The organism is Paenibacillus sp. FSL M8-0334 (assembly GCF_038000405.1).
Classification (GTDB): domain Bacteria; phylum Bacillota; class Bacilli; order Paenibacillales; family Paenibacillaceae; genus Paenibacillus_AQ; species Paenibacillus_AQ campinasensis.
The window spans coordinates 2,866,242-2,892,504 of the sequence record NZ_JBBOCH010000001.1; the positions used below are offsets into that span (position 1 = coordinate 2,866,242).

The window sequence follows — 26,263 nt, forward strand, 5'->3', positions numbered from 1 at the left end:
TGAAAAATTGATACCATTTAAACTTCAACTATTTTTAGTAGCTATATCGGTTTTAATATTAGTGTTTTTTATAATAAAGATTAGGGCGTATAAGCTAGAATTAAAGTATACCGTCCTCTGGTTATTAATTATTTCGCTAAGTATTATTATGGCGATATTCCCAAATATATTATTGTTGATTTCAAGATTATTGAGTATAGAAATTCCTGTTAATGCACTTTTTCTTTTTGGCCTTGTAGCTTGCTTCTTTATACTCTACAGCTTGACTTCAACTATATCTGACTACTCAATGAAAATAAAAGAATTGTCACAGGAACTGGGTTTGTTGAAAAATGAAATAAGAAGGCTGAAGGATAGTGACAAAGATTTTGACTAATATATTAAACAACCAATTTGTTAAGTATGCGTTAGTTGGTGTAATTGGTACAATAATACATACATTAATATTGATAGTCCTTACAGAATTCTTTTTCTTAAAACCCATCTTGTCAACAAGTTTTGGATTTATAGCTTCTTTACTGTTATCCTATTATCTAAATTCAAAATGGACTTTTTCAAGTAATAAAATGACAACTGTTTCTTTTGTAAAGTACTTCACTGTTTCTCTATCAGGTTTATTTCTTAACATTGCTATACTATATATTTTTGTTGATTTATTTAATCTATGGTATATATGGGCTCAAGTGGTTATTGTGGTAATAGTACCAATATATAATTACTTATTGAATAAATTATGGTCTTTTAATAATTCTAGAGAGTATGGTGATATCAAATGAAAGGTATAATTTTAGCTGGTGGAACGGGGACGCGTCTGCACCCCTTAACTAAAGTTACCAATAAACATTTGCTTCCAGTAGGGAAATATCCCATGATTTTCCATTCCGTATGTAAACTAAAACAAGCGGATATCCAAGATATTCTCATTGTGACTGGTAAGGAACATATGGGAGACGTTGTGAATCTTCTTGGCAGCGGTAGGGAGATGGGCGTCACTTTTACATACAAGGTGCAAGATGAAGCAGGGGGGATTGCTCAAGCCCTTGATTTGGCAGAACATTTTGTAGGTGATGACCAGATGGTAGTAATTCTAGGAGATAACGTTTTCGAAGATGACATATCGCCATTTGTAAACAATTTTCGAAAACAGAATAATGGAGCGAAAATTCTGATTCAAAAGGTTCATGATCCTAAGCGTTTTGGTGTTCCTGAAATAGACGGACAGAAGATAGTTTCTATTGAAGAAAAACCAGCAGAGCCCAAAAGTAATTATGCTGTAACAGGGATTTATATGTTCGACCATAAAGTATTTGACATCATTAAAACGCTCAAACCATCTGCCCGCGGAGAACTTGAAATTACTGATGTGAATAACGCTTACATCTCAAGAGGTGAGCTAACCTTTGATATTCTTCAAGGCTGGTGGACTGATGCGGGTACACATGCTTCTCTCGCACGGGCTAATGAGTTGGCAAAAGATATTGTCTTTGGCGAAGAATTCGGAAAATTCAAACTTTAGAAGAAGGGTGGTATAGTTGTGAAAGTAACTTCTCTAAAATTAAACGGTGCCTCCTTTCTTGAACCAAAAGTCCACGGCGATCACCGGGGTTTTTTCATGGAAAGCTATAATGAGTCGGTGCTTGCAGACCACGGGATCACGTACAATTTCGTTCAAGACAATCAATCCTTGTCTGCAGAACCTGGGGTACTCCGCGGGCTTCACTACCAGCTTAACCCTAAGGCCCAGACGAAGCTTATTCGAGTACTGTCGGGAGCAATTTACGATGTAATCGTAGACATTCGCAAAGGCTCCCCTACTTTCGGCCAATGGGTAGGTGTTATTCTAAGTGAATACAACAAACGCCAGCTGCTTGTTCCAAAGGGATTTGCTCACGGCTTTTGCACACTCGTGCCGAATACCCAAGTCCTGTACAAGGTGGACGAATACTATTCCCCTGAACATGACCGCGGCATATTATGGAATGATCCGGCCATTGGCATTGATTGGCCGGTATCTAATCCTGTACTGTCGGATAAAGATCAGCAGCATCCATTACTTCAGGATGCTGAGATGAATTTTGAGTAGGGGAGTACGGAGACCATGAAACTTCTAGTTACCGGCGGCGCCGGATTTATAGGCAGTAATTTCATTTTATATATGATGCAGCAGCATCCAGAGTATACAATCGTGAATCTGGATGCTCTTACCTATGCAGGGAATTTGGAAAACCTTAAGTCTGTGGAGCAGGAAGCCAACTATTCCTTTGTCCAGGCGGATATTGCGGATAAAAACGCAGTAGATCAGATCTTCCAGGAAGGCGTTGACGTCGTAGTTAACTTTGCTGCTGAGTCCCATGTCGATCGCAGTATTCTAGAATCTGAAGTTTTTGTAAATACGAATGTTCTAGGTACACAGGTTCTGCTGGATGCCGCTAAGAAGTATGGTGTGACCAAATTCGTTCAAGTATCTACTGACGAGGTATACGGATCGCTGGGTGAGACGGGACTATTCACCGAGACGACACCACTTGCACCGAACAGTCCATATTCGGCCAGCAAGGCTGGTGGAGACCTTCTTGTCAGAGCCTATCACGAGACTTTTGGGCTGCCTGTCAATATTACTCGGTGTTCTAACAACTATGGACCTTATCAGTTTCCTGAGAAGCTGATTCCGCTCATGATCTCCCGGGCTTTGAACGACGAGTCTCTTCCAATATATGGGGACGGGTTGAATATCCGGGACTGGCTATACGTAGAAGATCATTGCAGCGCGATTGATCTTGTCATTCATAAGGGACGCCTCGGTGAGGTTTACAACATCGGCGGCAATAACGAGCGCACCAACATTCATATCGTCCAAACGATTCTCAAGGAGCTCGGGAAGCCGGAATCGTTAATTACCTATGTTGAAGACCGTCCTGGTCACGATCGTCGTTATGGCATCGATCCGACGAAGATTACGGAGGAACTGGGCTGGAAGCCGAAGTATAACTTTGAGACTGGGATTAAGGAAACGATTCAATGGTACTTGGATAATCAGGACTGGTGGACCCGAATTCAGTCGGGTGAATACCGGCAATATCTAACGAAGCAATACGGCACTCGTCTGGGTGACAAGCAATGAAGGTATTGATCACCGGAGCGCAAGGACAGCTTGGGCAGGATGTGGTGGCGATCTGCAGTCAAGCTGGGTTTGAGGTGGTTGGTTGTTCCCGGGCTGATCTGGATATTACGGACGAGGCTCAGTGCCTACAGGTTGTTACTGGGCACCGCCCAGATTGCATTATCCATTGCGCCGCTTATACGGCTGTGGATGCCGCGGAAAGCGACATAGACGGAGCCTTTCTGGTTAACGCTATAGGCACTCGAAATGTGGCGATGGCGGCCGAGCAGGTGGGTGCTAAACTCGTATATATCAGTACGGATTATGTGTTTAACGGGGAGAGCGGTAAGCCGTACCTGGAGTATGATCTTGTGGATCCTCAAACGGTATATGGAAAATCCAAGTATGCCGGAGAGCAGATGACTCGGGATTTTTGCACCCGCTGGTTTATTGTGCGGACCTCATGGGTGTTCGGGCTTCATGGAGACAATTTTGTGAAGACGATGCTGCGTCTGGGGCAGGATAAACCGCTTCTCCAGGTGGTGAATGACCAGAAGGGATCTCCCACCTATACCGTTGATTTGGCTCGTTTTCTAGTTGACCTGATCACAACGGAGAAATACGGTATTTACCATGCCTCGAACAGTGGCTCCTGCACATGGTATGAGTTTACGGAAATGATTTTTGCCGAAGCGAAAAAGGAACTAGGTTTATCCATAGCTGCTACACTTCAGCCGTGTTCAACCGAACAGTTCCCGCGCCCTGCCAAACGTCCTTCGAATTCCGTAATGGAGCATCTTGCGATTCGCGTTAACGGTTTGGAAGAGCTGCCTCATTGGAAGGACGGATTAAGGCGGTTTATGCTGGAAATGAAACAGCAACCTGATCTATACTTGTAGTAAATCCTAAAGACCTGATATGGATGCAGGTCTTTTTTGTTATCCCGGAGGTTTTAGTTGAGATGAAGAAGGTTCAGGTGTTGCTGTCCGCCTACAATGGGGAGCATTATATAGCAGAGCAAATCAACAGTATTATTCACCAAAGCTATCCCCATATCTCGATTCTGATTCGGGATGACGGGTCCTCTGATCGGACAATGGAAGTGATTCAGGCATTGGTTAAGACCTATCCGGAGCGAATCGCAGTGATCCAAGGGAGGAACGTTGGCGTTGTAGCCAGCTTTTTAGAACTGATGCAGGATTCTGATCCTCATGCAGATTATTACTGCTTCTGCGATCAGGATGATGTATGGCTGGAGCACAAGGTGCAGTCGGCACTCGAATGCTTGAAACCTCACGACGAGGAAGCGGCGATGGTGTTTACCGCAACGCGGTTAGCGGATCGTGCACTACAAGCTCAAGGCATTTGGCCGAAGCCTCCGAAAAGGCAACCTTCATTTTATAATGCATTGGTTCAAAATATTGCTGTCGGGGCTACCATTACGGTTAATAAATCAGCAAGAGATCTTTTTGTTAACTATCCAGGAGTAGAGCACAACCGAATCATTATGCATGACTGGTGGTTTTACCTAATCGTATCGGCCATGGGCCATGTAATATATGACAGTAATCCTTCCATGCTCTATCGTCAACATGGAAACAATGTTATTGGAGGCAGTAACTCTGTAATCAGCAAGATCAGACAAAAATTCCGCAGCTTTATAAGACATAGAGGCAAGTACATGCTGCGTCGTCAAGCTGAGGAATTCCATAGAGTATATGGTCATCTGCTGAATAAGGAGAAGAAGTCTCAGCTCGAAATGTTTATAGCTCCTAGAAAGAATGTGTTTCAGAGAGTGAAATATGTGAGGAGAAGCCAACTTTATCGACAGTCATTGCTAGAGCAGTGTTTATTTAAGTTTTTAATTATATCAGGGTACATTTAAAAATAGGTATTGACCAACTAGATTTTAGTAATTTAAGTTCTATATTCCTGCCCTTACTGCGTCTTTATGCTATAATGTCGATAGATTACTATATTTGTCAGGAGACATTAGCGTATGGATTTAAGCATCTTAATCGTGAACTATAACACCTGTCAGCTGACGGTGGACTGTTTGCGATCGGTATTCGCATCGGAGACCGGATATACATATGAAGTCATCGTGATCGACAACAATTCGAAAGATGCGTCCGTACAGACCCTTCGCGAGCAGTTCCCGCAAGTGAAGCTGATCGAGAATACGGAGAACACCGGATTTGCCAAGGCGAACAACCAGGGGATGGCGGTGTCGCAGGGGCGGTATGTGCTGCTGCTAAATTCCGACACGGTCATTCAGACGGATACGATTCAGACGATGGTCGCTTTTATGGATGATCATCCATCGGTGGGGGCTTCGGGCTGTAAAATCATTCTCCCGGACGGTTCCCTCGACAAGGCCTGCAAAAGAGGCTTTCCTACGCCTTCCGCCTCCTTCTATTATGCATTCGGTCTGAGCAAGCTCTTTCCGAACAATCCGCGGTTCAACCAGTACCAGCTCGGTTATCTGGATCCGGATCAGGAGTATCCGGTGGACTGCCTGGTCGGTGCGTTCATGCTGGTGCGCAAGGAGACGCTGGAGCAGGTTGGCGGGCTGGATGAGACCTTTTTCATGTATGGAGAGGATATCGACTGGTGTTACCGGATTAAAGAGGCCGGCTGGGGCATTCACTATGTTCCCCGCACCACGATTGTTCATTATAAAGGCGGGAGCGCGCGGCGACGCCCGTTCAAGATTATATACGAGTTCCATCGGGCGATGATTTTGTTTCATCGCAAGCATTACCGAAAGAAATACAACATATGGGTTAACGGGGCCGTTTATGCCGGAGTAGGGGTGAAGCTGGTGCTCTCCCTGCTGACGAATCGGCTGAAGCCGATTCGGCCGGCGACGATGTCCCAGACATCCTCTGGCGGAGTGGAGGTGAAATCATGATCCGTAAAAATCAAGGCTTTCTAACGAAGCTGTATATGCTGTCTGACTTTGCGCTGGTGCAGCTTTCTTTCCTGCTGGCCTGGTGGCTCAAATTCGAAAGCGGCTGGTTCCCGTACGAAAAGCCGCTGCCTGTCGGCACATATGGGATGTGGAGTCTGATCTATGGCGTCATTGCGGTGATGGTGGGGATCATGGTGTCCCTGTACTCGCCGAAGCGCAAGAAACGTTTTGCCGATGAATTCATGAAGATTTTCCAGGCGCACTTTATCGGCCTGTTCATTTTGCTTAGCGTGATGTTTTTCGTGAAGGAGATTAACATCTCCCGGATGTATTTGGGGATCTACATGATCCTGAACGTTGTGCTGATCATTCTGTATCGTTACTTCCTGAAGAAGGCGCTGCGCCATTTCCGGGAAAAGGGCTACAACCGCCAGTTTGTGCTCATCGTGGGTGCGGGCTCCCTGGGCAAAAGGTTCTTCCGGAACCTGCGCCAATACCCGGAGCTTGGGTACGAGGTCATTGGCTTCCTGGATGATTATCAGCAGTGGGGAGAGGCCGAATCCAAACGATTCAAGCCAATTTTGGGCAAGGTCAGCGATCTTGCGCATGTATTGGACAACAAGTTAGTGGACGAGGTTGTACTTGCCCTGCCGCTTGATGCTCATCATAAGTACCCGGAGATTATCGAGACCTGTGAAAAAGCGGGCGTGCGCACGCTCATTATTCCGGATTTCTTCGACTATCTGCCTGCCCGGCCGACGTTTGACAACTTTGCCGGCATGCCGATGATCAATGTGCGGGATATTCCGCTCGACTTGACTGCGAACCGGCTGTTCAAGCGGGCGTTTGATATTGCTTTCTCGCTGATTGCCATCATACTTACACTGCCGGTGATGATATTCATATACATCGGAATCAAGCTGACCTCGCCTGGGCCGGCGATCTTCAAGCAGGAGCGGGTCGGGCTGAACCGGCGCACATTCTATATGTATAAGTTCCGCTCGATGAAGCCGCTGCCGCCGGGTGTGGCTGATACGGGCTGGACGGTGGAGAATGATCCGCGCCGCACCCAATTCGGCTCCTTCCTGCGCAAGACGAGTTTGGATGAGCTGCCGCAGTTTTTCAACGTGCTGCTGGGTCATATGAGTGTGGTCGGGCCGCGGCCGGAGCGTCCTTACTTTGTTGAGCAGTTCAAGGAGGAAATTCCGAAGTACATGGTGAAGCACCATGTACGCCCGGGCATCACCGGCTGGGCACAGAGCAACGGCCTTCGCGGGGATACGTCGATTGAAGAGCGAATCAAACACGATATTTTCTACATCGAGAACTGGTCGATCCTGTTTGATATCAAAATCATTCTGCGCACGATCCGCAACGGCTTCAAGAATGCGTACTAGTCTTCCAGGCTTTGTGAATGCTGAGAGGCCGTCAGCCTCGGTTGCTGGCATCGTTGCGGCATCTGAAATGACGAATATGAAAGATCCAATTTATGGGTTCGATGAGCCTGTCTCTCTCGATTAGAGAGTGGCGGGCTTTTTGAATTGAGGGTGTACTAATTCAGGTCGAATCTCCTAAACTGAGGGATAACATGTGTTCGCATGAAATACGAACATTGACTTGCTATGCCCTGCTGGCATAGACTTGATGAAGAGACAATACAGGGTAGGCTGGATATATCATTTCATCATTCAACTTATCCCCATCACCAGCTACTGAAGAACGTGGAGGTATGACGCTTGAAAGACTTGATACAATCCTGGAGGCATGTGTTTAAGCTGGATCCCGACAAGGAGATCGGAGATGACACGCTTGAAGCGGTATGCATGTCAGGCACGGATGCGATTATGGTAGGCGGCTCCACCGGAGTCACCTATGAAAATACCGTGGATCTCCTGTCCCGAATTCGCCGCTATGAGCTGCCATGCGTGCAGGAGGTATCCGATCTGGAAGCGGTTGTGCCAGGCTTTGATCTATATATGGTTCCGATGATTCTGAACACCGGGGATACCACCTGGATCATGGGGCGGCACCGGGAAGGCATTGAGCGCTACGGATACATGATACCATGGGAGCTGATTGTAACCGAAGGATACATCGTCCTGAACGGCGAGGCTGCGGTCGCCAAGCTGACCGGCGCCGATGTGTCTCTGGAGGCTGGCGCTGTCAGCGCCTATGCCCAGATTGCGGACAAGCTGATGCGGCTGCCGGTCCTCTATCTGGAGTACAGCGGCACTTTTGGCGATATGGACATCGTGCGGACCGTTGGCAGGACCTTGGAGCAGGCTCGCCTGTTCTATGGCGGGGGAATTACGAACGCGGAACAGGCTGCGGAAGCAGCTGCCGCTGCGGATACCATCGTCGTTGGCAATATCGTGTACGACAATCTGGAGCAGGCGCTCGATACCGTCAAAGCGGTGAAAGGCTGAACCAGACCTGTTTTTATTTTCTATTCTATACCTATGCTAGGAGGCAAGCTCTATGTTTTCCATTGACATACATGAGGCGATCAAGCGTCTCAATCCCCAGCAGCGCCAAGCCGTGGAGGCTACGGACGGACCGCTGCTCATCATGGCCGGAGCCGGTTCAGGCAAGACGCGGGTGCTGACACACCGGATCGCTTACCTGATTGCTACGCGCAAGGCTGCGCCGTGGAGCATACTGGCCATCACCTTTACGAACAAAGCCGCGCGCGAGATGCAGGAGCGGGTATCCAAGCTTGTCGGCAGGGAAGGCCAGGATATTTGGGTATCGACCTTCCACTCGATGTGTGTTCGTATTTTGCGGAGAGATATTGAACGGATTGGATTCACCTCCAATTTCAGCATTTTGGATTCCACCGATCAGCTGTCGGTCATCCGCAATGTGATGAAGAACCTGAACATTGATCCGAAGAAATTTGAGCCCAAGGCTGTTCAGGCGGCGATGAGCGCCGCGAAGAACGAGTTGGTTACCCCGCAGCAGTATGAGCAGAAGGTTGGGGACTATTTTGAGAGCATTGTGGCCCAGGTGTACACCGAATACCAGAAGCGCCTCAAGAGCAACAACTCGCTCGATTTCGATGATCTGATCATGGCCACGATCCAGCTGTTTAAGGAAGTGCCTGAGGTGCTGGATTTCTATCAGCGCAAGTTCCAGTACATCCATGTGGATGAGTACCAGGATACGAACCGGGCCCAATATATGCTCTGCCGGATGCTGGCGGACAGCCATCACCGGATCTGCGTCGTGGGGGACAGTGACCAGTCGATTTACCGCTGGCGGGGTGCGGATATTACCAATATCCTCAATTTCGAAGAGGACTATCCCGAAGCGAAGACGATTATGCTTGAGCAGAACTATCGTTCGACCTCGAACATTCTGGATGCAGCTAACGCGGTCATCAACCTGAATACGGGCCGTAAGCCGAAGAAGCTGTGGACCGAGCAGGGCGAAGGCGAGAAGATCAAAGTGTTCCGCGGCGATACGGAGCATGATGAAGGGTATTTTGTCACCTCGGAGATCAGCAAGAACGTCAACGCAGGCAAAAGCTATCAGGATCACGCCATCTTGTACCGCACCAATGCGCAGTCTCGGGTCATCGAGGAAATTCTGATCAAGTCGGACATTCCGTATCAGATTGTCGGCGGCATCAAGTTCTATGATCGCAAAGAGATTAAGGATATTTTGGCTTATTTGCGCCTCCTCTCAAACCCGGATGATGATATCAGCTTGACCCGGATTATTAATGTGCCGAAACGAAGCATCGGGGACACGACCGTAGCCAAGCTGGCGACGGCGGCGGCCGAGCGGGGGATGTCCATCTACCGCGTGCTGGAAATCGTCGATGATCTTGGTTTTGCAGGCCGTACACGCAATGCGCTGGTCAACTTCTATGATATGATCTCCGCGCTGAATCGCATGGTGGAGTTCCTGTCCGTTACCGAGCTTACGGAAAAAATGCTGGAAATGTCGGAATACCGGCTGGAGCTGCAGAACGAGAATACGATTGAATCCCGGTCACGCCTTGAGAACATTGACGAGTTCCTGTCGGTCACGCAGGAGTTTGAGAAGAATAACGAAGACAAGTCGCTGGTCTCCTTCCTGACCGATCTTGCGCTCATCGCGGATATCGATACGATGAATGATGATGAAGAGGATCGCAGCGATGCGGTTGTGCTGATGACGATGCACAGCGCGAAGGGGCTGGAGTTCCCGTATGTGTTCATTATTGGCATGGAGGAAGGGGTATTCCCGCACAGCCGGGCCTTTATGGATCTTGAGGAATTGGAAGAGGAGCGCCGCCTGGCTTATGTCGGCATTACCCGTGCGGAGAAGCAGCTGTTCCTGTCCTGTGCCCGCATGCGGACGCTGTTCGGCCGCACGACGGCCAACCCGCCTTCACGCTTCCTGGATGAAATCCCGGATGAGCTGAAGGAGGACACGCAGGTGGCGCATGACCGCTATCGTCGCGGTGGCGGCAGCAATCTTGGCGGCTCATACGCCGGCCGTGGGTTTAACAGCGGCGGTGGCAGCAACTTTGGCGGAGGGAATCGAGCACGTGATCTTTCGCTTGGCGGCAGTACAGCCTCTGCCCCAGCTCGCTCAGCGGCTCCGAACAGCCGTGTAACGGTCACGACCGGCGGGGCGGCCCACCAGAAAGCCGGGGAAAGCTCGGGAGCCGGGGAATTCAAGGCTGGCGATAAAGTGGCCCATGGCAAATGGGGAACAGGTACGATCGTATCGGTGAAGGGCTCCGGCAATGATATGGAGCTGCAGATTGCCTTCCCGGCACCGGTCGGTGTGAAGCGGCTATTAGCCGGATTTGCTCCGATTACGAAGGTGGAGTAGTAACACGTAGATGAACGGACACTAGACGCTATTATATAGGGAATGTTAAACAGGGAAGTGCGCGACGATGCGGCACTTCCCTGTTTATATTTGCATCCATACCTGGTATGACGCATGACAGGATGTGACTGTCATCCCATAGCATATCGCTCAACACGATGAGCACGCATGTAATCGGCCCAATCCAATCTGTCCCACCGTATTACTGTAGCTCGGAACAAGCCAGGTCTCCCCCTAGATTTCGGCTCACCATGGCATAGGCCTACATAGCCGCATATGGTCGACCGACCGCATCATGCAGCGAAACTCCGCACCCTGGGAGCTGCGCGTGGTGCGAACTCGCCCTCAGTTAAGTCGTCTCCCCGACAACCAGTTCCACATCCAAAATCGTGGTGTTATTAATGTCCCCGGGCTCTTTCTCGATCATTTGGATCAGCGTATTAAGCAGCAGCCGTCCGATACGGTCGATCGGTTGTTTGATCGTGGTTAATTTCGGATTTTGCAGCATGCGGGTGAAGGTGTGATGGTCATAACCGACAATCTTTAGCTGCTCAGGGACTTTTATTCCTTGCTGTTGGGCATAGATATACAGTGCGTAGGCCACGATATCATTACTGCAGAATACCCCGTCATATCCGGTCAGCTCAACCGACGACAGCTCATGGGTGATGAAATCCCAGAAATAGTCGAAGGTCAGCTTATTGCGGGCTCCCTGAATGAAATCGTATTCGACGCCATGTTTCATGCAGGTGAGAATAAAGGCGTCTCCCCGCCGGTTAGATAGCATGTCGAGATCCAGCGGCCCCGAGATATGCAGTATTTTCTTGCAGCCCTGCTTGATCAAGTGTTCGGTTGCTAACTCGCCCCCGCGATAATTGTCTGAACCGATGCACGGAATGTTGGGAGAGATCATTCGGTCAAATGATACTATAGGCAGCGCAACCTTCTTATACTGTTCGATATCCAGCGTGTGGCTGCACATAATAATTCCGTCCACCTGGTTTTGCCGGAGCATGTTGATATAATTCGCTTCCTTTTCGGGATCGTCGAGCGAATTGCATACGAGCACTTTGTAATTTCGTTCATTAGCCAGAATCTCAATATATTTAATCAATTCGGAGAAAAACGGATGATTGGAATCCGGAACAATGACCCCGATGAAAAAGGTCTGGCTTCTTTGCAGGGCCCTGGCAATTTGATTGGGATGATAATCAACCTCTTGCATAGCCCACTCGACTTTTTTGCGGGTATCCTTGCTGATATAGCCTCGGTTGTTGATGACCCGCGATACAGTGGTGACGGAAACCCCGGCCTTTTTGGCCACATCTTTAATGCTTGTCATATGATCATCCTTTTTTAGTTTATAGCCTATTTTTTAATTCTAGAGTGATGGTGTATTTCCTTTTTCAACTATAGCATGATTGTGTTAACGTTACCACATAATTATGGCATATACGCCACAAGGACACAATCAAACACCTAAAACAAAGAAGTTTTTTATGTGAAAACGTTTGACATAAAATATAAAAGTAATATAATAGGCATGAGCTCACATCAATCTAACTTAAAAATGCCAGATTGGGGGAAGACACATGAAAATGAGGAAATGGGCGTCTTTATCGCTTGCCACGATCATGCTTACAGCAGTTTTGTCGGCTTGCGGGGGAGGCGGAAAGGCGAATGAAGAGGGTCAGACAGGAGATTCATCATCCAACAAGCCGGTAGATATCACGGTGTTGGTCGGCAAGGAAGAAATTGCTAAGCCGTTCGAAGAGATGGTCCGGGAATACAACGAGCTGCAGGATCAGGCCAAGGTAACGATTATTCCGTTAGCCGGGGCGAATGGATATGAGAGAATGTCAACGCTGTATGCATCCAACAATGCTCCGACTGTGATCAGTATCGGCCAGGAATTGCCGCTGATGCAGGACAAGCTGCTCGATTTGTCGGATCAGGAGTGGGTACAGCATGCGTCAGCAGGCACACTGGACTATGCCACCTTTGACGACAAGGTACTAGGAATGCCGATGGCTGTTGAAGCATTTGGCTTTATTTATAACAAGGCTGTGCTGGATGAAGTGAGCGGCGGCAGCTTTGATCCAGACAGCGTAAGAACTGTCGATGACTTGAAAGCGCTTTTCGAGAAAATTGAAGCAAGCGGAATGGCTCCGATAACGGTCAGCCCGTTGGATTGGTCGCTTGGTGCCCATTTTGCCAACATTATGTTCACGAATCAGTCTGCTGACCGCGATGAGCGCCATCAGTTTCTTGAGGAGATCAAGAATGGTGCTGTTGACCTCGAGAACAACGCGGTGTTTAACGGATGGATGGATACGTTCGATCTGATGAAAGCGTACAACTCGGCGAAGAACGCGCCGCTCGCGGCTCAATATGACGAAGCGCCGCTGTATCTGGCCGATGGTCAAGCTGCCATGTGGTTTATGGGCAACTGGGCTTATCCGCAAATCAAGGAAGCTGATCCGGACGGAGACTATGGCTTCTTGCCGGTGCCGATCAGCAATAACCCTGATGATTATGGCAACAGCCAGATCTCCGCAAGTGTTTCCTTGTACTGGGCGATTGACAAAGAACAGTCCACACCTGAACAACAAGCTGCAGCTAAGGACTTCCTGAACTGGATGATCAGCAGTGAGAAAGGTCAGGATTATTACGTTAACCAATTCAGTGCCATCCCGGCATTCACGAATTTCCAGATCCAGCCGGAAGACAGTCTGTCTCAATCCGTGTTGTATTACATGGATAACGAACGGACGCTGGAGTGGATGAACCTGTACTTCCCGCCAGACGGCTTCCCAACGATGGGAGCGTCGTTGCAGAAGTATTTGACCGACAACTTGGATCGGGCTGGCGTTGCGAAGGAATTTGAAGATTATTGGAAGACGAAGGAATAAAACTGCATGATTCGGAGGGGTAAGCCACTTGGCTTATCCCCTGCTGTATATTGAGAACCCTTCTTGAAGGAGCGTCCACAAACATGTATAACGAGAAAACTTGGTTAGGGAAGTTGAAGGTGTTCGGGCTGTTTGCGGCTGTGCCGCTGTTTGTGTTTTTTACAGTTGTCATTCTGCCCTTTTTGGCAGGTTTATTCATGACACTGACAAACTGGACCGGGACCGGCAGTTATGAATTTACGGGTCTAAGCAATTATGTCGTGGCATTGCGGGATTCCGTATTCTGGGATTCGATGTGGCTGACGCTGAAATACGTACTCTTTACGTTGCTGTTGACCAATGTGCTTGGCTTTGGCCTTGCTCTGCTCGTCACCAGCGGGCTGCGCAGCCAGAACTTTTTCCGGGCCGGATTTTTCACGCCGAACTTGATCGGCGGAATTATTCTTGGCTTTGTCTGGCAGTTTATTTTCACCCGGGTCCTTGTATACTTGGGGACCGAATTTAACCTTGGCATATTCTCATCATCCTGGCTTGCCGATCCCGGCACGGCATTCTGGTCACTCGTCGTGGTTGGTGTATGGCAGAATGCGGGCTACATGATGCTGATTTATATCGCTGGTCTTACGGGAATCTCTGCTTCGCTGACCGAAGCGGCTAACCTGGACGGTGCCAGCTACTGGAAGCAGCTGACGCGGATTCGCATTCCACTGATGGTGCCTGCCTTTACAATCAGCCTCTTCCTGACATTGCAGCGCAGTTTCATGGTTTATGATACGAACCTGTCTCTGACCCGGGGCGGACCATACCGTTCAACAGAGATGATTGCCATGCACGTCTATAACGAGGCATTTGTTTATCAAAATTATGGACCGGGCCAGGCGAAGGCGTTTGTGCTGTTCTTGATTGTCGCCTTAATTGCCATCCTTCAGGTTAGAGCGATGAAAAAGGTGGAGGTGGAAGCATGATGAGCGGCAAAACGGGAAAAAGAATTCTCTTGTTTATTGTGAGTTTGCTGTTTCTGGCCGTGTTTATTTTTCCGCTGCTTATGATTTTTCTGAATTCCATGAAATCACGTCTGGATATTGTGCGAGATCCGCTGGGCCTGCCCACGGAACTGAGCTTTGTGAATTACAAAGAGGCCTATATGACGATGAATTTCTCGCATGCGCTGATGAATTCCGTGATCGTTACGGTGCTCTCAGTCGCTCTGATTATCGTATTATCGGCGATGCTGGCTTATTTTCTAGTCCGCTGGAATTGGAAAATCAATAATTACATTCTGATGATTCTGGTATCGTCGATGATCATTCCGTTCCAGGCGGTCATGATTCCGTTTGTGTCGATTTTTGGCGACTTGAACATGCTGAACAGCAAATGGTGGCTGGCTTATTTTTATCTCGGCTTTGGCCTTTCACTGGCTACATTTATGTACCATGGCTTCGTTAAAGGGGTTCCGAAGGAGTTGGAGGAGGCCGCATTGATCGATGGCGCGGGGAAATTCCGGGTATTCGGCCAGGTGGTATTCCCGATCCTGAAGCCGATCTCGACGACGCTGGCGATACTGGACGTACTGTGGATTTGGAACGACTTCCTTCTGCCGTCACTCGTGCTGATCTCGGAAGAGGATCGAACCTTGCCGCTGTCCACGTTCTATTTCTTCGGGAAATATACATCGGATTATGGCGTGGCCATGGCAGCCCTTGTATTGTCCATCATTCCGGTCATCATATTTTATCTCTTTATGCAAAAACAAATTATTCAAGGTGTCGTTGAAGGAGCAGTTAAATAATGTCATATAAACCAATGGATTTTTCGAAGGATTCCATCGCCAGGGCTGAAGCGTATCTGGAGCAGGTGAGACCCGCGGCTGAAGCGAGCCGCTGGAAACCGAAGTATCATGTGTCTGCCCCGGCCAACTGGCTGAGCGACCCCAACGGTTTTTGCCGGTTCAAAGGCGAATACCACTTGTTCTATCAGCACCATCCATACGCTCCCAAGTGGGGGAACATGTACTGGGGGCATATGAAAAGCCGGGATCTGGTTCGCTGGGAGCATATGCCAACCGCTTTGGCGCCGGATCAAGACTATGACAAGGACGGTTGTTTTTCCGGGAGTGCGATGGAGAAGGACGGGAAGCTGTATTTGCTGTATACGGGGAACGTTTGGACCGGATCGGACTGGACGCGCGATTTGCAGCAGGTGCAGTGCGCGGCGGTCAGCGAGGACGGTGTCACTTTCACGAAGGTGCCGCAAAATCCATTGATCTCGGCCGCACCTTCGGGGGATATCCATCCCAATCATTTTAGAGATCCGAAAGTGTGGCGGCAAGGCGAGTATTACTATTTTGTCCTGGGCTCGCGAAGCCGCAGTGATCGGGGGCAGGCGCTGCTGTACCGTTCCTCTACGCTGCTGGATTGGGAGTTTGTCAGTATATTGGCGCAAGGGGACGCACGCTTGGGTTACATGTGGGAATGCCCTGATCTGTTTGCCTTGGATGAGAAGCATGTGCTTATCATTTCTCCAGAGGGGATGGCGCCGGAGGGCGATCTGTACCACAACAAAAGCCAATCGGGCTATCTCGTAGGGAAGTTTGATGAAGAGCGCGGCACGTTTGAACATGGTGATTTTCATTTGCTGGATTATGGATTTAACTTTTACGCGCCACAGACTACGCTCGACGACCAAGGGCGCCGGGTCATGGTAGGCTGGATGTCCATGTGGGATGACGAGATGCCGGAGAAGAGTGATCAATGGGCGGGCATGATGACCATGCCTAGAGTTCTTACGATGAAGGATAATCAGGTGCTGAGCATGCCGCATCCAGAGCTCTCCCAGCTGCGGGGAGCAAACATTGCGTATAATGACATCACGCTAATAAATGAAGTGAACTTGGAAGGTGTTCGCGGGCATTGCCTGGAGCTGGAACTGAAGGTTCGTGCAGAAGAAGGCTCGGTGTTCGGTCTGAAATTCGGCTGCAGCGAAGACGGCACGGAGGAAACAGTGCTGACCTATGACGGCCGGGAGGGGAAACTGATTCTGGACCGCACGCGTTCTGGACAGGGTCCAGGGGGAGTTCGCAAGGCCCCGGTGCAGTTGCGGGATGGGCGGCTGGTTCTGCGCATCTTTATCGATCAGTCCTGCGCTGAAATATTTGTGGGCGATGGCGAGCTGGCGATGAGTGCCAGATTCTATCCAGGCGAAGCCTCGGACCGCATCGTGTTGTTTGGCGACGGCTCTGCCGTTGTGGAACAACTGGATAAATGGGAGATGAACAGCTGCTGGCTGTAATGATAGATGCATTGATTCTCTGAAGGAATGGGGACGGAGGTTCATGATGAGAGAGCAGAAACGACAATGGTGGAAGGAAAGTGTGGCGTACCAGATTTATCCGCGCAGCTTCCAGGATTCGAACGGAGACGGCATCGGCGACCTGCGCGGCATTACGGAACGCCTCGATTATTTGCAATACCTGGGGATCGATTTGCTATGGTTAAGTCCGGTTTACGATTCGCCGAACGACGATAACGGATATGACATCCGCGATTATCACGGCATCCTGGATGAATACGGCACGATGGAGGATATGGATGAACTGCTGGAGGAGGCGCGCAAGCGAGGCATCCGGCTGGTGATGGATTTGGTTGCCAACCATACCTCGGATGAGCATGCCTGGTTTATCGAGTCCCGTTCCTCGAAGGACAGCCCGAAACGGGACTGGTATATTTGGCGCCCGGGGAATGAGGGGGCGGAACCCACCAACTGGGAATGTGCATTTGGCGGGTCGGCCTGGGAATACGACGAGAACAGCGGGGAATATTACCTCCACTGCTTCTCGAAGAAGCAACCGGACCTGAACTGGGAGAATGAAGAAGTGCGGCAAGCGCTCTATTCCATGATCCATTGGTGGATGGACAAGGGCATTGCCGGCTTCCGGGTGGACGCGATTACGTATATTAAGAAAAATCCGGCGTTCCCGCAGCTTGCTGCTGCAGATGGCAGACGTTACGCGCCGGTGGAACAGGCCAGCCTGAATCAGGAAGGCATCCTCGACTTCCTGCGTGAATTGAAGCAGGAAGCGCTGGAGCCGCGGGGCGCAATTACGGTTGCCGAAGCGCCGGGCGTGCCGCTGGAGCAAATCCGGGACTTTGTTGACGAAACGGACGGCGTATTCACGATGCTGTTTCAGTTTAGTCATGTCGACCTCGACATCAAGCCCGGAGGCAAAGCCGAATTCACCGACTGGGATATGAAGAAGTTCAAGGAGGCATTGTCTCTGTGGCAGCGGGAATCCAACCGGCACGGCTGGATGGGGTTGTTTCTGGAGAACCACGACCATGTCCGTTCGGTATCCAAATTCGGCGATGATGGACAATACCGTGATTTGTCGGCCAAAATGCTGGCGGCGTATTATTTCCTGATGCGAGGGACGCCGTTTATCTATCAGGGGCAGGAGATCGGCATGACCAACTGCCCGTTTGATTCAATCGATGAATACCGCGACATCAGCAGTCTTAATCTGTATCGAGAGGAGACGGCCAAGGGCCGGCCGGCATCAGAGATATTGGACTATCTAGGCAAACGCAGCCGCGACCAGGGACGGACACCTATGCAGTGGAATGCTGAGCGGGAAGCGGGCTTTACCTCCGGGACGCCGTGGATTAAGGTGAACCCTAATTACACCGAGATTAATGTGGAGAACAATATGCGGGATGAGCACTCGGTGCTCCAGTTCTACCGGAAGCTGATCGCCTTGCGGCGTCAGTATTCAGCGCTGGTGTACGGGTTCTATGAGGAGCTTTGCGAAGAGTCCGCGGACATCGGCATGTACCGGCGCGTCCATGAAGGAGAAACGTTTATCGTTGTCTGCAATTTTACCGCTGACCGCGTGGAGTGGGCTGGGCTGACGGAGACGCTGGCAGGCGGAGAACGGGTGTTGTCCAATTATGAGACAGAGGCGCAAGGAAGCCTGCGGCCTTATGAGGCTGCAGTGTACAGATGGGCAGCTGTAACGTAAGAACAGAGCACCCTATGGAGATATTACTACAGTGATCTAATTCTGCAGGTAAAGCAAGCGCTGCTCGGCCAGAATGGATAATGTCTGCAATCCATAGAGCGGGGCTTGCAGGATCTTCGAATACTTCTTGGAACACCCCTGGTTGTCCCTTGTCTGATGCGAGGGCAGCCGTTGACTTCAAAGTGCAGGATTCGATATAATATTGGCTAATCAACCGATGTTAATATGAATCTGCCCACGGGGAAACTTCCTCTCGTCCCTGGCGATGATACGCTATGGGGCGGGAGGTTTTTTGAGTTGAATCAATCGGGATACATGAATAAATAGAAGGAGGCTTGCCCCTGCATGGACGTCAAGGGAACAATGGAGGAGCTCATTGCGGAGCTGAACAAGTACAATTATCATTACTACACACTCGACGAGCCGCTGATCAGCGACAAGGAATATGATGCGCTGTATGATCAGCTTGTGGCACTCGAATCGGAGTCGGGAATCATCCTCCCGGACTCGCCGACGCAGCGGGTGGGTGGAGAGATTCTGAAGGGCTTCACACCGCATCGTCATCTGGCTCCGCTATGGAGTCTCGATAAAGCGCAGAATATCGATCAGCTCCGCACCTGGCATGAACGTGTGGTCCGGCTTGTCAACGACTACAACACGAAGAATCCGGACACTCCTCTACCTAGCCCGTGCTACGCGCTTGAGCTAAAGTTTGACGGACTGACGCTTAACCTGACCTATAAGGACGGCAAGCTTGTCCAGGCTTCCACCCGCGGCAACGGTACGGTGGGTGAAGGCATTCTGCCACAGGTGAAGACGATTAAATCCGTTCCGCTGACCATTCCTTATACCGGCGGGACGATCGAGGTTCAGGGCGAGGGCATTATGAACCTGTCCGTGCTGGAGGAGTACAACAAGACGGCGGCAGAGCCGCTGAAGAATGCCCGCAATGCTGCCGCAGGCGCCCTGCGCAACCTCAATCCGAAAGTGACGGCAGAGCGGAAGCTAAGCGCGTTCTTCTATAATATCGGTTATTCCGATGCCATCTCCTTTCGGGATCATCGGGAAATGATGGCGTTTCTGCAAGAGAACCGCTTCAAGGTGAATCCGTATATTTTCTACTTCGAACAGTTTGATGATGTGATGGAGCAGCTTGCGGATATTGAAAAACGGCGCTCCGAGCTCGACTATCTGATCGATGGCGCAGTTGTTAAGGTTACCGATTTTCGCACCCGAGAGGTGCTCGGTTACACGGACAAGTTCCCGCGCTGGGCGGTCGCTTATAAATTTGAGGCAGAAGAGACGACGACGGTGCTGCAGTCCGTCACCTGGAATGTTGGCCGAACCGGGAAGATCACCCCGCTTGCCAGAGTGGAGGCTGTCGAGCTGGCCGGAGTCACCGTACAGAACTGTACCCTGAACAATATCGGCGATATCGAGCGCAAGAACCTCAAATTCGCACTCGGCACACGGGTGTTTATCCGCCGATCCAACGATGTCATCCCTGAAATTCTCGGCAAAGTGACCGAGGAGAACGACGGGGAGGAGATTGTGTACCCGGAACAGTGCCCGGCGTGCGGATTCCCGCTGGAGCAGCGCGGCGCGCATTTGTTCTGCAACAACAAAACCGGCTGCAAGCCGCAGATTATCGCGCGGATTACGCATTTTGCCTCGCGGGATGCGATGGATATCGAGACGTTCAGCGACAAGACGGCGATCCAGCTGTATGATGAGCTCGGGGTGCGAGAGCCGGCAGATTTGTATGAGCTTTCGTTTGAGAGCCTGCTGAAGCTGGAACGGTTCGGTGAGAAAAAAGCCCAGAATTTGTTGGATGCCATTGAGAAAAGCAAGGAGCGGGATTTAGCCTCATTCCTCTTCGCGCTGGGCATTCCGAACACCGGGAAGTCTACCACCAAGATGCTGGCGGATCACTATCGTGATCTTCATCGAGTGATGGAGGCGACGGCCGAGGAACTGGTCGAGCTGCCGGACATTGGCGGCATCGTGGCCGAGAGCATCGCGGGTTACTTTGCCGATCCATTCGCCCAGGCCAGCATTGAACGCCTGCTGAGGCTTGGCGTGCAGGCGAAAGCGCCGGAAGCGCCGCAGCAAGTGACCAGCGACTCCTTCTTCAGCGGCAAGACGGTTGTGCTGACCGGTACGCTGCATCTGCTGACACGCGATGAGGCGACTTCGAGGCTGGAGGCGTTGGGAGCGAAGGTCACGGGCAGCGTCTCGAAGAAGACCGATCTGCTGATTGCCGGGGAGAAGGCGGGAAGCAAGCTGGCGAAGGCGCAGCAGCTGGGGATTGATATTATCGACAATGAAGAAGAGTTTGTGCGGCTGTTGAACGAATAGAGCGTCTTCTTCATCCCTTCAACGATAACGATGTGTAGCGATAAGTTTTTTGAATATGGAAAAGGATCCCACCCTCGACGGTGCGGGTCCTTTCTTTTTTTACATCATTCTACATAATTGATGGTTATATATATCGACATATGATGTCATTTTATGCTACACAAAGCTAAAAAACGATAAAGGATATTTTATTTTCTATCTAGAATTATTTACCTTGGGTCAGTTTTGTTGACAAAGGAGGGATGCGATTCATTGACGATATGCATGATGCATTCAGACCCGGACGATAGGTTGCAAGTCATTTATTGGGGAGGGGCGAAGCCTTGAGTAAAAAAGTGTTGTCTACATTGCTTAGCTTACTGTTATTGTTATCCTTGATCATCCCAGCAGCAGGTGCTGCACCATCAACGATTGAGCTGAAACAGGGATTAAGTGCAGAGGAAGCGCTGCAGCTTAAACGGATTCTGGATGAACGGGCTCTGCTTTCCCAGTCGCCTGTACTCGATGAAGCATTGGAGAATGTCGGGTCTGGTCCGGTTCATGTCATTGTTGAATTGTCTGAGGAGCCTGTTGCTTTGGCGAAGGGGATCTCCACGTTTTCCGGCCGGTCGTTCACCACATCGGCTGAAGCGAGAGTGGAAGCCCAGGTGCAGAAGCAGCAGGAGAGCTTTGAGCGTACTTTGAATGCAAATGATATTGAATTTGAGATTCATAATCAGTACAGCCATGCTTTTAATGGGGTGGCGCTTGAGGTGGAAGGCAGCCAGGTGGAAGAGCTGCTGGAAATTCCGGGGGTGCTTGGCGTATACCCGGATCTGGAAGTTGAGGTTGAACCGAAGAAGGGCGAGGCTAGCCCTTATATGAAGGATACCGGACCTTACATCGGAGCTCCTGAGGTGTGGGATCTGGGTTACAAAGGAAAAGGCATTAAGGTGGGGGTTATTGATACAGGCATCGATTACACCCATCCTAATTTAATAGATGCTTATAAAGGCGGATACGACTTCGTTGATAATGACGATGATCCTTATGAAGCAACGCCGCTTGACTGGGAGAATGATCCGCAGAACCGTCCGCCGGTGAATGCCAACGGAAGAACCTTCTGGACGGACCATGGCACGCATGTCGCGGGTACGATTGCGGCTCGCCCAGCCGGGGAATTCGGGGTGGTCGGCATTGCGCCGGAAGCCGAGATCTATGCTTATCGCGTGCTGGGCCCGTACGGCAGCGGATATTCCAGCTGGGTGCTGGGCGGGATTGACCGCTCGGTTGCGGATGGGATGGATGTGATCAACCTTTCGCTTGGCAACTCGCGCAATGATCCGGATTATATTACGTCCGTGGCGATGAATAATGCCGCGCTCGCGGGTGTCGTGCCGGTCGTCTCTGCCGGAAACAGCGGTCCGGCTCGCTGGACGCTGGGATCGCCGGCGGCGTCTGCGTTTGCGATTTCGGTGGGCAACTCAACGGGTCCAAGCCATCAGATTACCGCTACGACGTACTTTTTCACGGAGGATGATCCGGATTTGAATCTGCCGCAGACTGATGGAAGCAAGGCTCCGGCGGAGCTTGGTCAGTCCGGTAGTGTGGAGCCGGCGGTTCCGAATGCGGACGCTTCTCCGGAGGCATCTCCTGGAGAGGATGAAGCTGCAGGGCAGGGGGATGCCCCGGCTGAGATCGCCGCTGGATCTGACGGAAGCGCTGAAGCTCAAGCAGCAGAAGTAGCGAACGGCGACGTGGTAGAAGATAACGCGGCTGCGGGGTCTGATGAGAGCAGCGCGAACCTGCAGCAGGCTGGTGATAACGCGGAGGCAACGGATCATTCTTTAGCCGAGGCGGCAGATGAAGCTGCGCTCGAAGCTGCCGCTGCTGCAATCGCGCCTGCACCGGCGCCGGTGAGCGTAGTGTCTGCGACCTACGATATTGATTTTATGGCCTGGAATCTGGCTCATGATCCTGCTGATGTGTTACAGGGAGATTATGAATTGGTATTCGCCGGTCTTGGTTATCCTGAGGACTTTGCAGGACTGGACGCCACGGGCAAAATTGCGTTAATCCAGCGGGGGGTAATCCCGTTTGTGGACAAGATTGAAGCTGCCCGAGTGGCAGGAGCGGCGGGAGCGATCATATACAACAATGTGGATGAGTCCAATCCGGTCGCTATTCTTGGAGACAGCTTTTTCTTCATCCCTACGGCCAGAATGACCAAACAGGATGGGGAGCAGGTCAAAGCGCTGCTCGAGGCCAATCCTGGATTGAAGGTTCGATTCACTGATTTTGACCGGGTTCAGATTGAGGGCGATGACATCAACAGCTCGAGCTCTCGCGGACCGGCCAAGAAAACGCTGGATATCAAGCCGGATGTCGTTGCACCAGGAACGAGCATCCTGTCCTCGATCCCAGCCTACGGCAGAGATGATCCGCAAGCGGATTACGAACAGGCGTATGACCGTTTTACAGGAACGAGTATGGCTGCGCCGCATGTAGCGGGGCTGGCTGCGCTTCTGGTGGAGAAGAACAGAAACTGGAGTCCGTTTGATGTCAAAGTAGCGTTGATGAACAACGCGAAGGTACTGGATACAACAACGTACGACGTGATCGACCAAGGAGCGGGCCGGGTGCAGGCGCTGAAATCGATTCAGGCAGAAGCCTTGGTGAAGGTGCTCGATAAGACGTCTTACGAAGAATATGGTGTGAGAAACGAACATGATAATATTACGGGCAGCATCAGCTTTGGCAATTTCACAGGGTTGACGTCCAAGACGATCAGCAAAAAAATAAGGGTTGAACAGCTGGGGCCAGCCGGAGGCGGAGCGTACACGGTGGATGTGCGCACATTCAAACAAACGCCGGGGGTGTCCGTCACTGTCGATAAGACGTCCTTTACATTGAACGGTCAAGAGGAATTGACCGTCACGATCGAGGTTCCGGAGGGCATCTCCGGTGTGTATGAGCATCACGGATATATTACCTTGAGCAATGGTTCGCAGTCCTATTCCGTTCCGTTTGCCGCTTTCTTCAATCTGGAGATGACGGGCATTAAATACACCAAGGTATATAGCGATACCGAAGCATTTTTACCGCATTTCCAGCTGGATCAATTCCGGGAGCTGGATAAGATCAATCTGGCGTTTGAATTTTATAATCCGATGGAGATTGTCATTGTAGATCTGTACGACAGTTTAAATCCCGAATCCGGCAAGGATAAAGACGGGATTATCGGTCAAATCTTTGGTGCTCAGGGGTCGTTTGGTGCCAATACCGCCTACAGCATTGGCTGGGACGGGAAATATATCGACTACGAGACCGAGGAAGAGCGTGAAATCGAAGATGGGCTCTACTCCATTGAGATTGCAGCTTTGGGAACTAATGGCCGAGCGTTCGGTGACTATGCTTCGATACCATTCTTTGTGAAAAGAGAAGCGCCGGTTATTCAAGCGGATGCTCCTGTTAACGGAAGCCAGCCGGTGCTGACAGGAACGATTGACGACCTGTACGTCACAGCGGCACCTGCCGTGTGGGATGAATGGGCGCTGAAGCTGGATGTGAGTGAGTGGCTGGATGCCCGTTATACCATCAAACGCGGCAACCAATCGGTGAAGCAGGGAACCTTTGATGTGGAACAGGACGGTTCCTTCCGCATCGCGCTTGACGGGCTTGCGAATGGCAATTACGTCGTCGAACTGTCTGTGAAGGATCGCCAAGGGTTCGAAGGCAAGGCGTCCGCCTCGGTTCAGGTGACGGGTAGACCTAGCGATCCTGGTCCGGGTAGTCCGGGTGCGCCGGGTGGCGGCGGTAGTGGCGGCAGCGGTGGCGGCGGTGGCTCCAATGCGGGCGGCGCTCCAGCTCCTGTCCCGTCACCGGCTCCAGAACGGATCGGAGATGCCAGGGTGACCGAGAAGAAGAATGCTGACGAATCGGTTTCGGCTACGATTGAATTGCTAGAGAATGAAGTGACGGCACAACTGGCTGCGGAAAGTGAGGAAGTGCGGCTGGATGTTTCGAAGATTGATTTTGCGAAATACAGTGATTTTACATTTACGCTAAGTAAAGCAGCAGCGGATAGCATCAAGGAGTCCGGCAAGCCATTGGTGATTGAAGGTGCAGGATTTACGCTGACTTTGCCGGCAGATTCATTGAATGAGTTTGCGGTTTCCGGCGGAGGAATCGGGATCACGGCAGCCTATACAGGCATCGAGCGCAGCGATGACTCCAATCTGACGACGGTGACACCTGCGTTTGTGCTCAAGCATGAAGGCGAGCTGGATCAGCCGATCTTGCTCTCGCTGCATTATAATCCCGGTACGGTGAAGGACGCTCGCAAGGTCGGCATCTTCACGGTTTCGGCTGAGGGGACCTTGACGTATGCAGGGCTGCCGCACTCTTCTGCGCGAGGCATCATCAGCATCGAGATCGTTTCTCCTGGCAGCTACATCGCGGCAGAGAATAATGTGACCTTCAACGACATTTCCGGACACTGGGCGCAGCAAGAAATTGAGGTTGCAGCAGCTCATCACGTTACGAACGGCACCGGAGCTGGTCGATTCTCTCCAAGCAGTACGATCACGCGTGCCGAGTTCGCGACATTGCTTGACCGAATTTTTGCGACTGGCATCAGCTGGGAAGAACGAAGCCAGGAGCCGGGAGCCCGTGCCGCACTGACGCGTGAAGAGATGGTGGTCATGATCACAGGGGCGCTTGGCGCAGAGCTCGGCACCGGACCGCTGAATTTCGTGGATGCCAGCTCGATTGCTTCTGAAGCTCAGGCGGCGGTAGCATTTGCCGTGAACAACGGACTGATCAAAGGGATGAACGGCAACCGGTTTGCTCCAGAAGAAACATCGACCCGGGCGCAGGTATCGGTGATTGTATACCGTCTGCTCGAGTATCTGGATAAGATCTGAAGCTTTAAAGCGAGACAACAAAGACCCTGATATCAGGGTTTTTGTTGTTTTTTTCTGGGGATGCCCCTATGAATGGGGCAGGAACGCTTCATCTCACCAAATATCCCTCTTATGAGGGATGTATCTTGGTCTGGGCAAAAGATACTATTTTACTAGGTATGCAGTCTGAATTGGGGTGATTTTGTGTACCGCAAATATGACGCAAGGAGGGAAAGAGCTATTAAACGTGTTGCA

At 50.7% G+C, this 26,263-nt stretch carries 19 protein-coding genes; 18 read left to right on the plus strand and 1 reads right to left on the minus strand.

Annotated elements, in window-relative coordinates; genetic code table 11:
• Positions 1-7: 7 nt before the first annotated feature.
• The 11 genes from MKX64_RS24300 (at position 8) to pcrA (ending at position 10,841) form a co-directional block, all read left to right on the plus strand.
• Positions 8-376, plus strand: a complete 369-nt coding sequence (locus MKX64_RS24300; protein WP_445670820.1) for a DUF2304 domain-containing protein — start codon at positions 8-10, stop codon at positions 374-376.
• Entirely contained in the window at positions 357-776 is a 420-nt protein-coding gene (locus tag MKX64_RS24305) for a GtrA family protein (protein WP_445670821.1), read from the plus strand. Before MKX64_RS24300 ends, MKX64_RS24305 begins: the two co-directional genes overlap by 20 nt.
• The gene (locus tag MKX64_RS12475) at positions 773-1,516 is read left to right on the plus strand and encodes a sugar phosphate nucleotidyltransferase (RefSeq protein ID WP_341036005.1); all 744 of its coding nucleotides are present in this window, start codon (positions 773-775) and stop codon (positions 1,514-1,516) included. The genes MKX64_RS24305 and MKX64_RS12475 overlap by 4 nt, the downstream gene beginning before the upstream one ends.
• An 18-nt stretch (positions 1,517-1,534) precedes the next feature.
• Entirely contained in the window at positions 1,535-2,083 is a 549-nt protein-coding gene (gene rfbC / locus MKX64_RS12480) for a dTDP-4-dehydrorhamnose 3,5-epimerase (RefSeq protein WP_341036007.1), read from the plus strand.
• A gap of 15 nt (positions 2,084-2,098) precedes the next feature.
• A complete protein-coding gene (gene rfbB, locus MKX64_RS12485; RefSeq protein WP_341036008.1) occupies positions 2,099-3,121 on the plus strand; it encodes a dTDP-glucose 4,6-dehydratase in 1,023 nt (340 codons plus the stop codon).
• The gene (gene rfbD, locus MKX64_RS12490) at positions 3,118-3,999 is read left to right on the plus strand and encodes a dTDP-4-dehydrorhamnose reductase (RefSeq protein ID WP_341036010.1); all 882 of its coding nucleotides are present in this window, start codon (positions 3,118-3,120) and stop codon (positions 3,997-3,999) included. The genes rfbB and rfbD overlap by 4 nt, the downstream gene beginning before the upstream one ends.
• A gap of 62 nt (positions 4,000-4,061) precedes the next feature.
• On the plus strand, positions 4,062-4,985 hold the full coding sequence (locus tag MKX64_RS12495; RefSeq protein WP_341036011.1) for a glycosyltransferase family 2 protein: 924 nt from the start codon (positions 4,062-4,064) through the stop codon (positions 4,983-4,985).
• A gap of 114 nt (positions 4,986-5,099) precedes the next feature.
• On the plus strand, positions 5,100-6,014 hold the full coding sequence (locus MKX64_RS12500; RefSeq protein ID WP_341036013.1) for a glycosyltransferase family 2 protein: 915 nt from the start codon (positions 5,100-5,102) through the stop codon (positions 6,012-6,014).
• The gene (locus tag MKX64_RS12505; RefSeq protein WP_341036015.1) at positions 6,011-7,411 is read left to right on the plus strand and encodes an undecaprenyl-phosphate glucose phosphotransferase; all 1,401 of its coding nucleotides are present in this window, start codon (positions 6,011-6,013) and stop codon (positions 7,409-7,411) included. Before MKX64_RS12500 ends, MKX64_RS12505 begins: the two co-directional genes overlap by 4 nt.
• A gap of 339 nt (positions 7,412-7,750) precedes the next feature.
• Entirely contained in the window at positions 7,751-8,440 is a 690-nt protein-coding gene (locus MKX64_RS12510) for a heptaprenylglyceryl phosphate synthase (protein WP_341036017.1), read from the plus strand.
• 52 nt (positions 8,441-8,492) lie between these two features.
• Positions 8,493-10,841, plus strand: a complete 2,349-nt coding sequence (pcrA, locus tag MKX64_RS12515; protein WP_341036018.1) for a DNA helicase PcrA — start codon at positions 8,493-8,495, stop codon at positions 10,839-10,841.
• 349 nt (positions 10,842-11,190) lie between these two features.
• Here the strand turns inward: pcrA and MKX64_RS12520 are convergent, their stop codons facing one another.
• On the minus strand, positions 11,191-12,183 hold the full coding sequence (locus MKX64_RS12520; protein WP_095267877.1) for a LacI family DNA-binding transcriptional regulator: 993 nt from the start codon (positions 12,181-12,183) through the stop codon (positions 11,191-11,193).
• A 250-nt stretch (positions 12,184-12,433) separates the two neighbouring features.
• Here MKX64_RS12520 and MKX64_RS12525 point away from each other — a divergent pair, with 250 nt between their 5' ends.
• The 7 genes from MKX64_RS12525 (at position 12,434) to MKX64_RS12555 (ending at position 26,029) form a co-directional block, all read left to right on the plus strand.
• Entirely contained in the window at positions 12,434-13,753 is a 1,320-nt protein-coding gene (locus tag MKX64_RS12525; RefSeq protein WP_341036020.1) for an ABC transporter substrate-binding protein, read from the plus strand.
• A gap of 83 nt (positions 13,754-13,836) precedes the next feature.
• A complete protein-coding gene (locus tag MKX64_RS12530) occupies positions 13,837-14,718 on the plus strand; it encodes a carbohydrate ABC transporter permease (protein ID WP_095267878.1) in 882 nt (293 codons plus the stop codon).
• The gene (locus MKX64_RS12535) at positions 14,715-15,542 is read left to right on the plus strand and encodes a carbohydrate ABC transporter permease (protein ID WP_445670822.1); all 828 of its coding nucleotides are present in this window, start codon (positions 14,715-14,717) and stop codon (positions 15,540-15,542) included. Before MKX64_RS12530 ends, MKX64_RS12535 begins: the two co-directional genes overlap by 4 nt.
• Complete coding sequence (locus tag MKX64_RS12540) at positions 15,542-17,041, plus strand: glycoside hydrolase family 32 protein (protein WP_341036022.1); 1,500 nt, start codon at positions 15,542-15,544, stop codon at positions 17,039-17,041. The genes MKX64_RS12535 and MKX64_RS12540 overlap by 1 nt, the downstream gene beginning before the upstream one ends.
• A 46-nt stretch (positions 17,042-17,087) precedes the next feature.
• Positions 17,088-18,767 carry a glycoside hydrolase family 13 protein gene (locus MKX64_RS12545; RefSeq protein ID WP_341036302.1) on the plus strand — a complete coding sequence of 560 codons (1,680 nt, stop codon included), beginning with the start codon at positions 17,088-17,090 and terminating at the stop codon, positions 18,765-18,767.
• Positions 18,768-19,112: 345 nt separating this feature from the next.
• Positions 19,113-21,125, plus strand: coding sequence for an NAD-dependent DNA ligase LigA (gene ligA / locus MKX64_RS12550; protein ID WP_341036024.1), 2,013 nt, complete (start codon positions 19,113-19,115; stop codon positions 21,123-21,125).
• 323 nt (positions 21,126-21,448) lie between these two features.
• Entirely contained in the window at positions 21,449-26,029 is a 4,581-nt protein-coding gene (locus tag MKX64_RS12555) for a S8 family serine peptidase (protein ID WP_341036025.1), read from the plus strand.
• The last annotated feature ends 234 nt before the right edge of the window (positions 26,030-26,263 follow it).